Below are 16,590 nucleotides of genomic sequence, written 5' to 3'. Positions count from 1 at the left end.
GGGGACGGATTCGAACCATCGAAGGCAGTGCCGGCAGATTTACAGTCTGCTCCCTTTGGCCACTCGGGAACCCCTCCAGAGGATTTTTATACTTAGTAAGATGTTTTCCCAACTCATCTCCCAAGTGCGGAGCGAATCATAGCAAACTCGCTCAGGCTGTAAAGCGTTTTTCTTGCGTTTTTACGTTGAATGCTGTCTTTTTGGGCAAAGATGGTAGAAAGTCAGCGTTTTGTGTGTCCTTTGAACAGAAGAGAAACGCTCTTTTTACTTGAATTTACACTACTTGACGTTAAACCACGTATCTACTGATAAAATGTAAGCAGTTTAATGACATAAGTTTATTCGTTTAGAAGTCAATATCATGAGCATGAAAGCCACGTTATCGTTATCTGTTTTAACGCTTTCTATATTAATGAGTTCTCCATCAGCTTTCGCAGCTATGCGAGGCTCAGCAGTTACCGTCGTAACTGAGCAAGTAGAAACGCACGAGATCAATCAATCCTTATCGCTTATCGGTAAATTAGAAGCGGCGGAGTCTGTGGTTGTTGCATCGGAAGTCGCCGGCAAAGTGAATCAAATCGCTGTTAAAGCGAATCAAAATGTCCAACAAGGTCAGCTGTTAATCAAGTTGGATGATGATAAGGCTCAAGCCGCTTTGATTGAGGCAAAGGCGTACCTTAAAGATGAACAACGTAAGCTAAAAGAGTTTCAACGTTTGGTTAAGCGAAATGCTATCACCCAAACTGAGATCGACGCACAAAAAGCAAGCGTTGAAATTGCACAAGCAAGGCTGGACGCCGCTCAAGCAAATTTGGCCGATCTTCATATTACGGCTCCATTCTCTGGCACTGTTGGTTTCATCGATTTTAGTCGCGGTAAAATGGTTAGCGCGGGTACAGAGCTGTTGACCTTGGATGACCTTTCCGTCATGGAGCTTGATTTACAGGTACCGGAGCGCTATTTATCGATGCTTTCTATTGGTGTGGAAGTCATTGCCAAAACCAGTGCATGGGGTGAACAGACGTTTACTGGTCAAGTCACAGGCATTGATACGCGGATTAGCTCAGAAACGCTGAACCTGCGTGTGCGTATTGAGTTTGAGAACCCTGAAAACCGCTTAAAACCGGGCATGTTAATGAATGCATCATTGGCCTTCCCAGCGATTGAAGCGCCAATTATCCCGGTTCAAGCACTAGAATACTCTGGCACCAAGCGTTACGTATACGTCATCGATGACAACAATAAAGCGACTCGACAAGAAGTCATTCTCGGTGCTCGTGTCGATAACGAAGTCGTTATTGAATCAGGCGTTGAAGTTGGCGACAAAATTGTTGTACAGGGCATCGTTAATATGCGAGATGGTGTTGAAGTTAAGGAAATTGTCGCACCAGGAAAGTCAGAAACAGTTAACGCAACTGGTAATCAAGGTGTTCAAAGCACGCAAGACGAAGCGGCTAAGGAAGCAAACTAATGTTACTTTCTGACGTTTCTGTAAAACGCCCAGTCGCAGCGTTGGTATTGAGTATGCTGCTGTGTGTATTTGGTTTTGTATCCTTTACGAAACTAGCGGTGCGAGAAATGCCGGACATTGAAAGTCCGGTCGTTTCTATTAGTACGCGTTACGAGGGCGCTTCCGCGACGATCATCGAGAGTCAAATTACTTCTGTATTAGAAGATCAGCTTTCAGGTATCAGCGGAATAGATGAGATCAGTTCGACGACGCGAAACAGCAGTTCGCGTATCACGATCACTTTTGAGCTCGGTTACGATCTCAATACGGGTGTTAGTGATGTTCGCGACGCGGTGGCTCGCGCTCAACGTTCGCTACCTGATGAAGCGGACGATCCAATTGTCTACAAGAATAACGGTTCAGGTCAGGCCTCCCTCTATATTAACCTCAGCTCTGCAGAGATGGACCGCACTCAATTGACGGATTATGCAGAACGTGTACTGATGGATCGCTTTAGCTTGATCTCTGGGGTGAGCTCCATTGATCTCTCTGGTGGTTTGTACAAGGTGATGTACGTGAAGCTTAAGCCAGAGCTGATGGCGGGGCGCTCAGTCACGGCTTCGGACATTACATCGGCACTGCGAAGTGAAAACTTAGAAAGTCCGGGTGGTGAAGTTCGTAATGACTCGACAGTCATGTCGGTACGGACAGCGCGCAGCTATAACACGCCGGAAGATTTTCAGTACCTCGTGATTAAAAGGGCAAGCGACAACACGCCTATCTATTTGAAAGATGTCGCTGATGTTTTTATCGGTGCAGAAAACGAAAACTCGACCTTTAAAAGCGATGGCGTCGTCAATGTTAGTTTGGGGGTAGTTCCTCAGTCTGATGCGAACCCGTTAGAAGTAGCAAAATTAGTTCGAGCTGAAGTTGATAACATCCAGAAGTTCTTGCCGGAAGGGACGCGGCTTGCTATCGACTACGATGCGACGGTGTTTATCGAGCGCTCGATAGAAGAGGTATATAGCACGCTATTTATTACGGGTGGTTTGGTTATTTTGGTGTTGTACATCTTCATTGGTCAAGCTCGTGCAACCTTGATCCCAGCTGTTACGGTTCCGGTATCGCTGATTTCTTCGTTCATTGCCGCTTATTACTTTGGCTTTTCTATCAACTTAATCACCTTGATGGCGCTGATCCTGTCTATCGGCTTGGTAGTGGATGACGCGATTGTGGTTGTTGAAAACATCTTCCACCATATCGAACGTGGTGAATCGCCTTTGCTTGCGGCTTATAAAGGTACGCGGGAAGTAGGCTTTGCCGTTATCGCGACAACGCTAGTGCTGGTGATGGTATTCCTGCCGATTTCTTTTATGGATGGCATGGTAGGTCTGCTATTTACTGAGTTTTCTGTCTTGTTGGCGATGTCAGTAATTTTCTCGTCTTTGATCGCCCTAACATTAACTCCTGTATTGGGTAGTCAGATTTTGAAGGCGAATGTAAAACCAAATCGATTTAATCAAGTGGTCGATCGCCTATTTAGTAAACTTGAGAGTGGTTACCGCTCATTATTGAAAGGCGCATTGAAAATGCGTTGGGCTGCACCGCTGGTGATTTTGGCGTGTTTGGGCGGCAGTTACTTCTTGATGAACCAAGTGCCAGCCCAGTTGACCCCTCAAGAAGATCGCGGCGTGATGTTTGCGTTTGTACGCGGGGCTGATGCTACGTCATACAATCGTATGTCAGCCAATATGGACATTGTTGAAGACCGATTGATGCCATTACTTGGGCAAGGGTATCTGAAGTCGTTTAGTATCCAAACGCCTGCATTTGGTGGACAGGCAGGCGATCAAACCGGCTTTGTTATCATGATTCTAGAAGACTGGAACGAGCGAGATGTAACAGCTCAGGAAGCGCTTAACAAAGTGCGTGGCGCACTGGCTGGCATACCTGATGTTCGAGTGTTCCCATTCATGCCTGGTTTCCAAGGTGGTTCGAGTGAGCCTGTTCAGTTTGTATTAGGTGGCTCTGATTACGATGAACTTCTCGTCTGGGCTGAAATGTTGAAAAACAAAGCAGAAGAATCGCCAATGATGGAAGGCGCTGAGATCGATTACTCAGAGAAAACGCCAGAGCTATTGGTTACGGTCGACAGACAGCGTGCCGCAGAACTAGGGGTCAGTGTCAAAGACATTTCTGATACGCTAGAAATCATGCTTGGTGGTAAAAGTGAAACGACTTATGTTGAGCGTGGCGAAGAGTATGATGTGTATCTTCGTGGTGATGAAAACAGCTTTAATAATGCAGCGGATTTAAGCCAGATTTATCTGCGAACTAATAGTGGGCAGTTAGTGACGTTAGACGCGGTCACTAAAATTGAAGAAGTGGCAGCTTCTATTCGTCTATCTCACTACAACAAACAGAAATCCATCACTATTACAGCCAACTTGACAGAAGGCTACACATTAGGAGACGCGCTGAATTACCTTGATCAACAAGCGATAGACAATTTACCAGGCGACATCTCGGTGAGTTATTCTGGTGAGTCAAAAGACTTTAAAGAGAACCAAGCGAGTGTTGCTGTTGTGTTTGCGTTGGCATTGCTTGTGGCGTATCTCGTGTTGGCGGCTCAGTTTGAAAGCTTCGTGAACCCGTTAGTTGTGATGTTTACGGTGCCGATGGGCGTATTTGGTGGCTTCCTTGGCTTGGTTGTGATGGGGCAAGGCATGAACATTTACAGCCAGATTGGCATGATCATGTTGATCGGCATGGTGACGAAAAACGGCATTTTGATTGTTGAGTTTGCCAACCAGTTGCGAGATCGCGGTGTTGAATTCGAAAAAGCGGTTATTGATGCAGCTGCGCGACGTCTACGCCCGATCTTGATGACAGCATTTACCACGCTTGCTGGTGCCATCCCGCTGATCGTTTCGACAGGGGCAGGTTATGAGAGTCGTATTGCTGTGGGTACCGTGATCTTTTTCGGGATGGGATTTGCAACATTGGTGACCTTATTTGTCATCCCGGCTATGTATCGATTGATTTCGGCGAAAACACAGGCGCCAGGTCATGTAGAAGCAGAATTGAACAAAGCACTCAGCCACGATACAAAAGGCCGTATTGCTCATCCTTAGCCGCTGTACGTAAAGCTTTGATTGAAAACACCGAACAACTTTTGTTCGGTGTTTTTTTATATTGAGAGTGATTACTTATAGATCTAATGATTATTTTTGTTTATTATTTCGCCACTTCTTCGAGGGGCACAGGACTCGCTCATCGTATTGACTGAATGTCGGGTCTTGTTAGGTTTCATGCCGGGAAAGCAGCATATACCTATTATTATTTGAGGTGTTCTCTTGAAAAAAGTACGTGGTAGTTACATGGTAGAAATGGTCTTAGTTGCGGGTGTTATGGCGTTGTTAGCGACCACTGCACTTCCGACGTTAACGAATGCACTAAAAGATCGTCAAGATGGTATTTTACACTCTCTCGATGCCGGTCAACCAAGTAGCCATGTGAATCAAGAGACAACAGAAAAGTTCTCCGCTCAGTAACTGATGACACACCGTAGATTGTAAAACAAGCCGAGGTAAAAACCTCGGCTTGTTTGTATTTCAATTCTGGTAACTTGGTGCTATCTAATGTTAGAAGCGTTTCCCTAAGCTAACTTGCACACCTTCGTAGCTGTCGTAAAAATCTTCAAAGCCCATATCTGCGACATTATAGATGTACTCTGCGCGCAACCAGATGTCTTTGCTCATATCCCAATGGACACCAGCACCGATATTGAATAGTGCTCCTGAATCATCTGTGACTTTTTGTTCGTTTGGAACGTACATTTCTGCCTGAGTCCCTAACGCGGTCACGCGGCCGAACAAAGAAAGTGGTGTATCGCCAAGGTTATCACTGGTCAATACTGCTGACATACCCGCTTGGTAATAGTGCAAATCCAAATCTGTTTTCAGTGTGTCGTTTTTAAGTTCGTTTTGGGAGTAGCGAAGCACACCTTCAAACGCAAGGTATTGATTAACATGATAGCCCCAACCAACAGTGATATGTGGTGTGGACCACTCATTGTCTCTGTCTGAGCCAAAATAGGGCGTATCAAAACCGACGTTACCAGTACCCAGATAAAAATAAGATTGATGAGTTTGTTCTTGAGCAGCAAAAGTCGGCACACTGATGGTCAAGGCAGACAATAATAGAATGGCGTTTTTCATAACTTGACGATAACCTTTGTAAAAGACCGTTGTAATGAGTTGTGTTAATATTAATTTAATCAATAAGATAGATGGCGTTTATCATATCAGCTTTTGCGCAAAGGTAGTCATTTAGACTGGGAATTGTTGCGCTAAAGCAGACTTCCTAGGCTGGAGAACTTACTATTCGGTATGGTGACTAACGTCAATCAAATAAGAGAGAAGGAAAGGAAAGTGGCTGAATTCAAATATAAAAATCTGACTCAAGAAGAACAAGATAAGTTAGACGCGGCGACATTTCGTCGTTTATTGGCGCATTTAGACGCGAATAAAGACGTGCAGAACATCGACCTCATGATTCTTGCGGGCTTCTGTCGCAACTGCTTTAGCAAATGGTACAAAGCTGAAGCGGAAAATCTCGGTGTGGATTTAGATATTGATGACGCTCGCGAACGTGTTTACGGCATGACTTACGATGAATGGAAACAAAATCATCAGCCAGCGGCAACGCCAGAACAATTGGCGGCGTTTGAAGCGCGTCAGAAAAAGTAATACTCATTTCCAAAAAAACAGCCCGCACATCAGCGGGCTGTTTTTTACATTCGAATTTACATATTAAGCGGTAATTGGACCGCAACATGCAGGTTCGACACAGCCTTTCGCTTGAATGACTTCAAGTTGCGCGAGGTAAGGTTGAATATCACCGATGTTCTCTTTTACCCATGCTAAGTCGTAATACGTATCTAAGTAACGCTCACCAGAGTCACATAAAAGTGTCACGATAGAGCCTGTTTCACCGCGTTGTTTCATTTCGCAGGCCAGTTGAAGCACACCGTAGAGGTTCGTCCCTGTTGATGCACCGACTTTACGCCCAATCAGTTGAGAAACCCAATGTGCAGTTGCCACACTGGCAGCGTCTGGAATTTTGCGCATCTCGTCAATAACACCTGCAATAAAGCTTGGCTCGACACGTGGTCGACCGATGCCTTCAATTTTGCTGCCGGCCTCACCTTTTAATGAGTGATTACCTGACTGGAAAGCGTCGTAAAACACCGAGTTTTCAGGGTCTACGACACAAAGTTTGGTGTCGTATTTTTGGTAACGAATAAAACGGCCAATGGTTGCGGATGTACCACCAGTTCCTGGGCTCATTACTACCCAATTAGGAATTGGGTGATCTTCTAGTTCCATTTGGCTAAAGATAGAGTTCGCAATGTTGTTGTTGCCGCGCCAGTCAGTCGCACGTTCAGCATAAGTAAACTGATCCATGTAGTGACCATTTAACTCTTGAGCCAAGCGTCGAGACTCGTCATAAATCTGATCTGAGCGCTCTACAAGATGCGCTTTACCACCGTAAAACTCAATTTGTTCAATCTTTTTACGTGCGGTGGTTTTCGGCATAACAGCAATGAACGGTAAGCCAAGCAAGCGAGCAAAATACGCTTCTGAAACGGCAGTGCTGCCTGAGGACGCTTCAATCACTGTGGTTTCAGGACCAATCCATCCGTTACAAATCGCATAAAGAAACAACGAGCGTGCCAATCGGTGTTTCAGAGAGCCTGTTGGATGCGTGCTCTCATCTTTTAGGTAGATATCGATACCATCAAGAGAAGGCAGTTCAAGTTTAAATAAATGAGTATCAGCAGAACGTTGAAAGTCTGCTTCAATTTTACGCACTGCATTGTTGATCCAGTTGTGGTCAGTACACATGGCGTCTCTCCTTGGAAATCGATAGATAAGCATTAGATGGGAATAATTTACCTATAATATGAGAGAAAAACTTTGCTATAGTTGCTGGTAATAGATGTTTTGATAGAAAAGTTTTCTACACTTTGTGGGTTTTGTAGGATGATTTTGGATCGAGTCGATAAGCAGCTGCTTGCGTTGTTACAAACCGACAGCACCTTGTCATTAAATGAGTTAGCAGAGCAGGTAAATCTGACAACAACGCCATGTTGGAAGCGTTTGAAAAGGTTGGAAGAAGAAGGCTACATCGAAAAGCGCGTGGCGTTACTGAGTGCAGAAAAACTCGACCTGTCTTTTATCGCTTTTGTTCAGCTAAAAACCATCGATCACTCCGAAGATTGGTATCACCACTTTGTTACAACAGTGAGTGATTTCCCTGAGGTGATGGAGTTTTATCGTATGGCCGGCGAGTATGACTACATGATGAAAGTGCTAGTCAAAGATATGAAGTGTTTTGACGAGTTTTATAAGCGCTTAGTTAATAGTGTAAAGGGACTGTCTAATGTGACTTCAACATTTGCTATGGAATCCATTAAATATACGACTGAGTTACCACTTCTCAACTAAATAGCTTTATACGAATTTGATTTAATGGTTACTCTATCTGTTAGCATTTTAAATGTTAACAGGTAGCAGGGTTATTCTAACTACGTAACTTTTTACTGGGTTGGAATAAATATAAACGATATTTATTCTCTCTTCTATTTCCACATTAACTGTTTGTTTTTTATCCTCCATCAAGCGCTAATACAGCAAAACGCATGAAAAAATAACGCAATTTTTTCTCTTTATTTTTCGTGTTTTATTTTTATTGAATATTCATTCTTACTAAATTAATTAGTTGGTTCAATTTAAACGTTTGCTTTGCGTTGTTTTGTGTATTTTAGTCACCACTTCTGAACATTTATTTTTATGCGTAATACAGTAGCAAATACTTAAGTAATAAAGTACTCAAAAATGGATATAGTGATTAATAAAACATCGTATTATTATCGCTAGCACTTATTTGTGACAAAGTGTTTCTAAAAATGAACAGAAAATATTATTTGCTTTTTCTCGCGGCTTTACTCGCTGGTTGTGGTGGTGGAGGTGACTCTAAAACGAACAATACAAACACACCAACTACGATAACAAAGCAGAGCCGTCCACAGTTAAAAGCTGAAGACACGGTATTGAAGTTTGAGGGCGTGGGAACCGTTACAGAGGCAAAATTGAGCAATGTACATGGTTCGGTGTCTTATCAAGTCATTGACTCTAATCCGCTAAATGTTGTGAAAATTAATGACTCTGGAATGCTACAAATTTTGCGTCCAGGAACGGCAACAATTCTGGCTACGGATAACAGTTCTGCTTATGAATCCTCTGAAGCACGATTTTCTATCACTGTGGAACGAGGTATTAACACAGACCTTTCGGTTAGTGATCTAAACTTCAATGCAATCGAATCTGAAGGGAAAGCGCTGACCGTTCGTGGCCAAAAAGGTGAATTGAGTTATGAAGTAGAAAGTGGTCATAACTTGATTCGGGTTGATGAGAACGGTTCGGTATATTCATTAGGCTCAATTGGTCAGGCGTCGGTACTGATTACTGACTCAGGTAACGAGCTTTATCTGCCGAAGCAAGTTCGCGCAACGGTGAAGCTTCATGGAGTAGCATCCGGGCAACTTCAATTCGCCTTGCTGGAAGACGAATATAGAAAAGGGCTGACGTTAGAACCTGCACGTTTAGATAAAGCTCAAACGCAAAGCATCACATACAAAATCATTCGCAGCGAACCAGACAACAAAGTTGCCGAGTTACTCAACCCGGAGTCAGGTGTGCTCCTTGTTCATAATGTCGGGCAGCTAACCGTTGAAGCGATAGCAACTTACAGCGATGCTTTTTTAGATAAGCAGCAAACGGCGCAATTTGTTGTGGATGTAAAACAAGGTCAACGCGAAGCAATCAGCGTAGCGGATGTTGTGAAAACTTATGAGGAAGGTGGCCGAATTTTCCCTAAGGTGACGAACGCTCGCGGCGACTATTCACTGCGAATTATTAGCGGCACAGATGTTATCGCTAAATCTATGAGCAGTGAAGCATTGCTGATCAAAGGTGTAGGTACGGCTGAAGTTGAAATCTACGAGCATGAAATGCGTAATTATCCTGCAAGTAAAGCTCGCTTTAATGTTGAAGTCAATCGCGCGCCTCACCCAGTGATGAACGACATTGAAATGCCGCTTACCTATCAACCAAATCTTTCAATCCCTTTGGCGTTTAAAGGGCAAAAAGGTAACGTAACTCTAGTTAGCAGCTTACCTAATGGCTTACGAATGACTGATGACAATTTGGAGGTAGAGACGGCGGGTGAATACCACCTTAAGTTTGAAGACGACGGTGGGGAGTTCTACCAACCTATTCAATTTGATGTTGTCATCAAAGTTGCAAAGGCTGAAGGTCAACCGATGGCAACGCACGATTATGACGTTGTATACAGTAATAAATACAGTTTTAATCTTCACCGTGATTTTGGTTTGAGCGCTAACGAGCAAATTGAGATTGTAGATAACACCGCACCAGATGTTGTCGGTGGTTTCAGTGAAGGGCTTCTCCATGTGTATAAAGCGGGTAAAGCGACGTTAACGGTGCGTAGACAGGAGAGCGCGAATTACACCGTTGGTCCTGATCAAAAAGTCGACGTTACAATTCTGAGTGCTCCGAGTCGAATTGAAGTTCAATCCGATGTGGAAGAGGTTTGGAAGGTTGGTCAAACATTTGTTGCGCCGAAAATCTCTGGTACGGTTGGGGAAGTTACTTACCGATTTGAAGACAACGCAGCAACGGATGTGGTTTCCTTAAACAGCCAAACGGGTGCCATGCAAATTCTCAACGCGGGTAGCACAAAAATTATTGTTTCGGATGCGGGGGACGACAAAGTGGATCCGGGTGAAAGTAGTTTCTCGGTCACGATTAAACAAGGCACAAACCCTGTATCGATTGCTTATCCAACGGTAGACTTTTCAGCGGGTACTATTATCTCACCAGTGATGAGTGGAGGAGAGGCGAAAGCCAGCTATCGTCTTATTAACCAAAAAGATCCTGTGGTTGAGTTAGTCTCTTCTGAGACGGGGCGTTTGAAGATTTTGCACGCAGGCGAGTACCAATTAGAAGTGACGCTAACTGCACGTAACTACACAACTAAAACCGTATTGGTTAACGGCACCATTAATAAAGCGGATCATCCTGGTCTTACCACGAAACTTCAAACCGTTGAGTTTACGCCTTTCAAGGCAATTGACTTAGATTTCGGTAGAACGGTCGGTACTCGTACTTACGCATTTGGCGATACTGTGAGCAAAGATCTTGCCACGTTAGACAATGCGAATGCTGAGTTGACGCTAATAAATTACTCTCAATACCATTCTATTGCGCTAGAGATCTCTGAGAGTGAATCGCGAGATTACAAAGCGTTACCAAGAACAAAAGTCACGGTTAGTGTCGATTTGGCAGAGTCGGGTTTTGCAAATAAATACACACAACTTAATAGCGAACAAACCGTCATTGTGAGCACGCTTAGTGCCCCACAGTTTGCCAATTTAGAAGAGAGTGAATTTGGCATCTTAGGTTCGCGTTCGGTACGTGAACCGACGGATGACGAGCTGCAAAAACACGGTAAAGGTAAGGTTGTGCTATTTATGTTTAAGCCAGTTGGTAGCGATGACCGAAGACAAGAAAAGGCAGCATGGGTGCATGTTGCTCGATTCGATGGATGTACATCAGAGCTATTTGCTGATGACCTTAAGCCTTTTAATGCAATTGGTTATGATGATCCAGGGTATTGCACCAGCGGTAGCACTATCCGTATGACTCGGTTCTTAGTGATTGATGATTCTAATTTGGAAGACATAGAGTATGAGTTGGCAGCACCAGTCATTACTTACCGTCATGGGGTACGTGAATTTTTAGCAACGGATAAAGGTGGATTCTATGCTGACCCAAATGGCGTTTACGGGAAAGGCGAATACGGTTACCCGAACTCACTTTACGAATGGTCGGTCATTACTATGAAGTATCAACCAAATTAATTATCGTTTGATACCCACAAAAAAGGAGTGCTGAGCACTCCTTTTGTCGTTTAGGGTTTAGTGGTTACTTGGTATAGCGCATTACACCTTCTTGCACTGCGGTTGCCACTAAATGACCTTGCTGGTTATAGATTTCGCCACGCACTAACCCACGAGTGTTACTCGCTGTTGGGCTTTCTATCGCGTACAACAGCCATTCATCCATTTTGAACGGACGGTGGAACCAGATTGAATGGTCAATGGTGGCAACTTGGAAGTTTGGCGTCATTAATGACACTTCATGTGGGTGCATTGCTGTCACGAGGAATCCCCAATCTGATGCGTAGGCCAACAGGTACTGATGTATAAGCAGGTTCTCTGGCATTTCACCATTGGCACGAATCCAAAGATACTGTTTAGGCTCTGCTTTTTTGGGTTTTAGGGGGTTGATGACCGTAACAGGACGGGTTTCAATTGGCTTTTCACCACAAAATGTTTTGCGTAGTCGCTCTGGCATGAATTCGGCTATATGGCTAGCAAGCTCACTCTCAGAGGCGAAGTTTTCTGGGCCAGGGATGTCTGGCATTTCCTTTTGATGATCAAACCCAGGTTGATCGCCATGGTAAGACGCCGTTAGGTAGAAAATAGGGCGTCCATTTTGAATCGCCTTAACGCGTCTGGTGCTGAAGCTGCGGCCATCCCTTAGGTTTTCTACATCATAAATAATGGGCTTTTCTGGATCACCTGGGTACAAAAAATAGCTATGGAAGGAGTGCACCGCTCGTGTTTCTTCAACGGTGTAGCGCGCAGCAGAAAGCGCTTGCCCAATCACTTGGCCACCATACACTTGAGGCAAACCTAGGTTTTCACTTTGGCCACGAAACAAGCCTTCTTCTAATTTTTCGAGTTGTAGTAGGCTGAGCAATTCTCGTAATGGTTTACTCATTGTGTCTCCTCACCGTTGTCTTTCACTCCAACTTACCTCAACAGTCTCACTCTTGTGAAGTGCCATAGTTAAGAACCATTGAGTAACTTAGAAATAGTATTGTTCCGATTATGAAACAAAATCAATTGTTTGATAAATTCTAACTCAGTCAAACTATTGTCAAATAAACTGACAGGAAGCAGACAGTTTTGTATTCCACACCTATAATTGCTCCGGTTTAATACTCTTTTCGAGGAAGATATGAAAAAAACACTACTGCTTGTTACTTCTTTACTCTTTGGAGCTGCGTTAGTGGGTTGCCAAACTTCTCAAAATACAGAAATGGAATCTGCAGAGGCGTCAATGAAGACGATTACAGGTACAGTGGCTTACCGTGAGCGTATTGCTCTGCCGCCAAACGCAGTGGTTACCGTTGCGTTAGAAGATGTGTCTTTGGCTGATGCGCCAGCAAAAGTACTAGCAAAGCAGACATTCGAAACGGAAGGTAAACAAGTTCCTCTTTCTTTTGAGCTGAACTACGATAACAATGAAATCAAACCAAACCATCGTTACAGCGTCCGTGCGCGTATTGAAGTGGATGGTAAATTGCGTTTTATCAGCGATACACATAACGGTGTAATCACAGATGAAGCACAAACTCACCAGTTGGATATTCGTCTAGTTGGCACGCGTTAATATCAAACTCAGCTAACAAAAAATGGCAGCCTAAGGCTGCCATTTGTATTTTCTTAGCGAAATTTTTCCAATCTCAGATACTTCAATTCCTTCGGCTTCTAATTTCTTTGTTTGTCGTTCTAAATCACTGCCTTTTAAGGATATTTTTCCTTGACTATTTATCACTCTAAACCACGGGAGTTTGCTGTCCTCTGGCAAATTACCAAGCGCCTTACCAACATGTCTTGCGTAGCCCGGGTAACCTGCCATTTTTGCGATTTCCCCGTAGGTGGAGACTTTTCCTTTTGGAATTTGGTGAATTACAGCAAAGATTTGCGCTAAAAATTGGTCCATACTCAAAAGTGTCTATTGTGGATTACTAAGGAATGGTAAACCATCGGACTTGTATATTGCTAACGGTTCTTAACGTTTATATTGCCCGCGATTGACTTTTGTTGATCACATTTTCTCTTCAGTCATGCTGTATGTTAATGAGCGTTAAAAAGCATAAAACAAACACAAGCTAAGCTTGAATCTAGACCCTCTCAACGACTTTTAATCCCAGTTTTTGCCGTTGAGTTACCAAGTAGGTGGGGAAGCCAGGAGGCGCTATGATTTTATCGACACTTCAATTTTTCATTACGACTTTGCTCGCAGTGGTGTGCGTTCGAGCGATGAGTTTGAGCGAGGGAGATATTCCCGTTCTTGCACTCATGATCCCGGCGTTGTGGATCTTGCCACAAGGTGGGTTTGCAGGCTTGGTGTTGCTGGGCGCAATGATGGCTTTTGGCGCTACGCTCTCAATGCAGCCAATTGCGCTATCGATTGGTATTTTGATCCTTTTCCCACTTTTAATGGTAGTGTTCTCTCGTAGAAGTTCGTTGGGCGTCCTGCTCACCGCAGGCCTAATCGTACTTACTCTACAAGTCGGTATTATGGTCACGCAACAAGGTGGGAAGCTAGATGGATCCGCTTGGGTTACAGTGGTTCAAACTGTCGCGGTCATGGCGATGTGGTGGTCTGCTGTACATTGGACCCCATCCAATAAGCACAGCTGGTGGCCGATGCTGTTGTTGTTCCCATTATGGATTGCTGGCTTGCCATATGCCGTTCTTGTGGCATTGAGCGTGACAGGAATGCTGGCTTCAATGGAAACCCTCGCGAAGCTTAAACACTCCATTCGTTGGAGTAAACTATTGTGCTGGACATTACCGACCGTTGGCTTTGCTGCCTTAGTGGTAAGTCCGACTACAGATGTACCAAACCCTGTTTTTGTTGTTTGGATCTGTTTGTTAGGAACGGCTTGGATGACGGACTATATCTTACGTAGCAGCGATGAACAGGCAGAATTATGAGTATTTCGTCAGGTAAAAAGTGACACGTGCGGCAGACTATCGAATTGGTTGTGGAACAAAATGAAGATTAGTATATGTTCTTCATTTCATATTTACTAAACTTCCAATAATAATAACCACAATATAAGTGGTTGATTTAAGATAAGTTTGTCATGACTACCTTTGCTCGAACACTGTTGCTTTTTACTTGTTGCCTACTGAGTTTGAATGTAAAAGCTGAATCACCTTTAATTGCTCATTATAAAGTTGCGACAGAAGCGGATGATGTCGTCACCCGTGTTCTTTTTAATGCTGCATCGAAAGAGTTCGGCTTTACCGTTCAATATGTGAACTATTCCAGCTTTGATGCCATTCTAAATTCCGTCGCGAATGGGGAAGCGGACTTTGCTGCGAATATCACTTACACAGAAGAGCGTGCTCAACGCTTTAGTTACTCCCGTCCAACTAATATCGAATATACCTACCTTTTTGGATTAAAAGACTCGACGCTGAGTGACATTTCACGAGTTGGCGTCCCTAAAGATACGGTTTATATCGAATTACTTAAACAATACTACCCGGAGCTAAAACAGGTCTCTTATCAAGGTCATGAGCAAGCGGTGACGTTACTGAGATCAGGCGTTGTTGAAGGCGTAGTCGATGCCATCAATCAGCTTAAGCCGATGCTGCTGGAGGGCTTTGACGCTAAGATGTTGAATGATCAGATTTCGATAAAGCCAGTATCGATCATCAGTAAAAAAGATCATCATCTCGAAGAGTTGGATACGTTCGCTACGTTTATTCATGGGGAAGGAGTGCAAAAGCAACTTCGTGAAGAGATCTCCCAGTATCAATTTGAACTAAGGCGAGCGGCATTGCGAGAATCTATTCGCTTATTACCTCTCGATTTTAGTGAGCCTATACGGATCAAGCTCGAATCTATCTTTCCATATGTTGTTTACAATGAAGACGGCAGTATCGAAGGGATGACGGCAGATGTCGTCCTGAGAAGCTGTGAGATCTTGGCATTAAACTGCGTGATCATTAGTGAGCCAAATGAAAGTTGGGGTTCCATGTATCATGAGTTTATGCAGGGGAGTTTTGAAATTTTAGCTCCGTTAACGGTCAGCCGCGAGCGACATGAATTTAGTTACTTTCCCAAGCCCCATTACTCACCAGCATCCGTTATGGTCAAGCGTTTAGGTTACAAGCCGAACACTTACTCTCATGTGTCACAGTTGATCTCTGAGCGGATTGGTGTGGTTGAGGACGACTTTTTCGATCAAATGATGACGCAACTTTTACCGCTAAAAGAGCTGAAACGTTATCGTACCCAACAAGAACTCATTCAGGGTTTATTAAATGAAGAGGTCGATTACATTCCGATGGATACCGCGATGCTTAACCACTTTTTACGTCTGAGCGAGTTGGTTCCGATAGAGCAGGACACGGCGATTGGTGAGTTTTACCAGTCACAACTTTCTGTTGGATTGGTGGCGAACGAGAAAGGTGCCATGCTTGCTCCTTTTTTCAGTCGAGCGATAGCGATGTTGGAAGTTGATAAGATCATTGCCCAGTACGACCTGCGCCCAGATTGGCGTACCGCGCTTGAATATGAGGTTCGGCTGGCGACGCAAACACAGGCTGTGTTTGTCTTTGTATTGTTGTTTGCGATTTGCGTTTCGCTCTATCTTTACCGTCAATCGAATACCGACAATTTAACGGGGTTAAGAAATCGCCGCGCGTTGCAAGTAAAACATCGAAAAGGCGTAAACAAAGAGCTATCCATACTTTACTTAGATATTAACCACTTCAAACGAATCAATGATACGTACGGTCACCGTGCTGGTGATGAGGTGTTGCAATTATTGGCGCTAAAAATTCATTATGTATGGTCAGGGAAAAGTTACCGGATAGGGGGAGATGAGTTCATCTTGTTGGGCTACCCGACTCAAGCAGAATTAAATAGGGCAATGAAAGAGCTCAGCAGAATTGATGTAAAAGGCAAACTGTGTAGTGAGTTAGAGTCTGTGGGTATCTCTATCGGTGTCTCTGCAAAAAGAGAACAGCACATGAGCTTAGAGCAAGCCATGCATTTAGCTGATGAAGATATGTATTCAAGTAAGCAGTCAACACGCCGCTATCCTTCTTCGCATCGTTACGTGGCTCAATCATAGAGGAATGAATTGATCGAGTTTTGTCCAAACGGTAATGAAAT

Annotated in this window: 13 protein-coding genes; 9 read left to right on the top strand and 4 right to left on the bottom strand. The window is 43.9% G+C overall.

Going from position 1 to position 16,590, the window contains the following annotated elements; translation table 11 throughout:
• Nucleotides 1-361: 361 nt before the first annotated feature.
• The 3 genes from NB463_RS14625 (at nucleotide 362) to NB463_RS14615 (ending at nucleotide 5,004) form a co-directional block, all read left to right on the top strand.
• The gene (locus tag NB463_RS14625; RefSeq protein ID WP_258430603.1) at nucleotides 362-1,471 is read left to right on the top strand and encodes an efflux RND transporter periplasmic adaptor subunit; all 1,110 of its coding nucleotides are present in this window, start codon (nucleotides 362-364) and stop codon (nucleotides 1,469-1,471) included.
• On the top strand, nucleotides 1,471-4,584 hold the full coding sequence (vmeF, locus tag NB463_RS14620; protein ID WP_258430602.1) for a multidrug efflux RND transporter permease subunit VmeF: 3,114 nt from the start codon (nucleotides 1,471-1,473) through the stop codon (nucleotides 4,582-4,584). Before NB463_RS14625 ends, vmeF begins: the two co-directional genes overlap by 1 nt.
• A 222-nt stretch (nucleotides 4,585-4,806) precedes the next feature.
• Nucleotides 4,807-5,004, top strand: coding sequence for a type II secretion system protein (locus NB463_RS14615; RefSeq protein ID WP_005390570.1), 198 nt, complete (start codon nucleotides 4,807-4,809; stop codon nucleotides 5,002-5,004).
• A gap of 90 nt (nucleotides 5,005-5,094) precedes the next feature.
• Here the strand turns inward: NB463_RS14615 and NB463_RS14610 are convergent, their stop codons facing one another.
• Complete coding sequence (locus NB463_RS14610) at nucleotides 5,095-5,670, bottom strand: porin family protein (protein ID WP_053807136.1); 576 nt, start codon at nucleotides 5,668-5,670, stop codon at nucleotides 5,095-5,097.
• Between the two features lie 213 nt (nucleotides 5,671-5,883).
• Between NB463_RS14610 and NB463_RS14605 the strand changes: the two genes are divergently transcribed.
• A complete protein-coding gene (locus NB463_RS14605) occupies nucleotides 5,884-6,201 on the top strand; it encodes a DUF1244 domain-containing protein (RefSeq protein WP_005390574.1) in 318 nt (105 codons plus the stop codon).
• Between the two features lie 63 nt (nucleotides 6,202-6,264).
• Here the strand turns inward: NB463_RS14605 and NB463_RS14600 are convergent, their stop codons facing one another.
• Complete coding sequence (locus NB463_RS14600; protein ID WP_053807137.1) at nucleotides 6,265-7,359, bottom strand: PLP-dependent cysteine synthase family protein; 1,095 nt, start codon at nucleotides 7,357-7,359, stop codon at nucleotides 6,265-6,267.
• Nucleotides 7,360-7,497: 138 nt separating this feature from the next.
• Between NB463_RS14600 and NB463_RS14595 the strand changes: the two genes are divergently transcribed.
• On the top strand, nucleotides 7,498-7,962 hold the full coding sequence (locus NB463_RS14595) for an Lrp/AsnC family transcriptional regulator (protein ID WP_053807138.1): 465 nt from the start codon (nucleotides 7,498-7,500) through the stop codon (nucleotides 7,960-7,962).
• Between the two features lie 461 nt (nucleotides 7,963-8,423).
• Nucleotides 8,424-11,459 (top strand): cadherin repeat domain-containing protein, encoded by a 3,036-nt coding sequence (locus tag NB463_RS14590; protein ID WP_258430971.1) that lies wholly within the window; start codon nucleotides 8,424-8,426, stop codon nucleotides 11,457-11,459.
• 64 nt (nucleotides 11,460-11,523) lie between these two features.
• On the opposite strand, the gene tesB is transcribed toward NB463_RS14590, so the two are convergent.
• A complete protein-coding gene (gene tesB / locus NB463_RS14585; protein WP_182019025.1) occupies nucleotides 11,524-12,384 on the bottom strand; it encodes an acyl-CoA thioesterase II in 861 nt (286 codons plus the stop codon).
• A 240-nt stretch (nucleotides 12,385-12,624) separates the two neighbouring features.
• Here tesB and NB463_RS14580 point away from each other — a divergent pair, with 240 nt between their 5' ends.
• Nucleotides 12,625-13,059, top strand: coding sequence for a YbaY family lipoprotein (locus tag NB463_RS14580; RefSeq protein WP_012842007.1), 435 nt, complete (start codon nucleotides 12,625-12,627; stop codon nucleotides 13,057-13,059).
• 30 nt (nucleotides 13,060-13,089) lie between these two features.
• On the opposite strand, the gene NB463_RS14575 is transcribed toward NB463_RS14580, so the two are convergent.
• Nucleotides 13,090-13,392 (bottom strand): DNA base-flipping protein, encoded by a 303-nt coding sequence (locus NB463_RS14575; RefSeq protein ID WP_134646971.1) that lies wholly within the window; start codon nucleotides 13,390-13,392, stop codon nucleotides 13,090-13,092.
• Nucleotides 13,393-13,649: 257 nt separating this feature from the next.
• On the opposite strand from NB463_RS14575, the gene NB463_RS14570 reads away from it, so the two are divergent.
• The gene (locus tag NB463_RS14570; RefSeq protein ID WP_046874702.1) at nucleotides 13,650-14,393 is read left to right on the top strand and encodes a hypothetical protein; all 744 of its coding nucleotides are present in this window, start codon (nucleotides 13,650-13,652) and stop codon (nucleotides 14,391-14,393) included.
• Between the two features lie 152 nt (nucleotides 14,394-14,545).
• The gene (locus NB463_RS14565) at nucleotides 14,546-16,549 is read left to right on the top strand and encodes a GGDEF domain-containing protein (protein ID WP_258430972.1); all 2,004 of its coding nucleotides are present in this window, start codon (nucleotides 14,546-14,548) and stop codon (nucleotides 16,547-16,549) included.
• The last annotated feature ends 41 nt before the right edge of the window (nucleotides 16,550-16,590 follow it).

The sequence above is a fragment of the Vibrio sp. RM-41-2B genome, assembly GCF_024744415.1.
In the GTDB taxonomy this organism is placed as follows: Bacteria; Pseudomonadota; Gammaproteobacteria; order Enterobacterales; family Vibrionaceae; genus Vibrio; species Vibrio diabolicus.
This window is presented reverse-complemented; position numbering and strand designations above follow the sequence as displayed.

Coding starts and splice junctions, on each gene's coding strand:
- NB463_RS14625 (WP_258430603.1), top strand. CDS start 362: ATGAGCATGAAAGCCACGTTATCGTTATCTGTTTTAACGCTTTCTATA.
- vmeF (WP_258430602.1), top strand. CDS start 1,471: ATGTTACTTTCTGACGTTTCTGTAAAACGCCCAGTCGCAGCGTTGGTA.
- NB463_RS14610 (WP_053807136.1), bottom strand. CDS start 5,670: ATGAAAAACGCCATTCTATTATTGTCTGCCTTGACCATCAGTGTGCCG.
- NB463_RS14600 (WP_053807137.1), bottom strand. CDS start 7,359: ATGTGTACTGACCACAACTGGATCAACAATGCAGTGCGTAAAATTGAA.
- NB463_RS14595 (WP_053807138.1), top strand. CDS start 7,498: ATGATTTTGGATCGAGTCGATAAGCAGCTGCTTGCGTTGTTACAAACC.
- NB463_RS14590 (WP_258430971.1), top strand. CDS start 8,424: ATGAACAGAAAATATTATTTGCTTTTTCTCGCGGCTTTACTCGCTGGT.
- tesB (WP_182019025.1), bottom strand. CDS start 12,384: ATGAGTAAACCATTACGAGAATTGCTCAGCCTACTACAACTCGAAAAA.
- NB463_RS14580 (WP_012842007.1), top strand. CDS start 12,625: ATGAAAAAAACACTACTGCTTGTTACTTCTTTACTCTTTGGAGCTGCG.
- NB463_RS14575 (WP_134646971.1), bottom strand. CDS start 13,392: ATGGACCAATTTTTAGCGCAAATCTTTGCTGTAATTCACCAAATTCCA.
- NB463_RS14570 (WP_046874702.1), top strand. CDS start 13,650: ATGATTTTATCGACACTTCAATTTTTCATTACGACTTTGCTCGCAGTG.
- NB463_RS14565 (WP_258430972.1), top strand. CDS start 14,546: ATGACTACCTTTGCTCGAACACTGTTGCTTTTTACTTGTTGCCTACTG.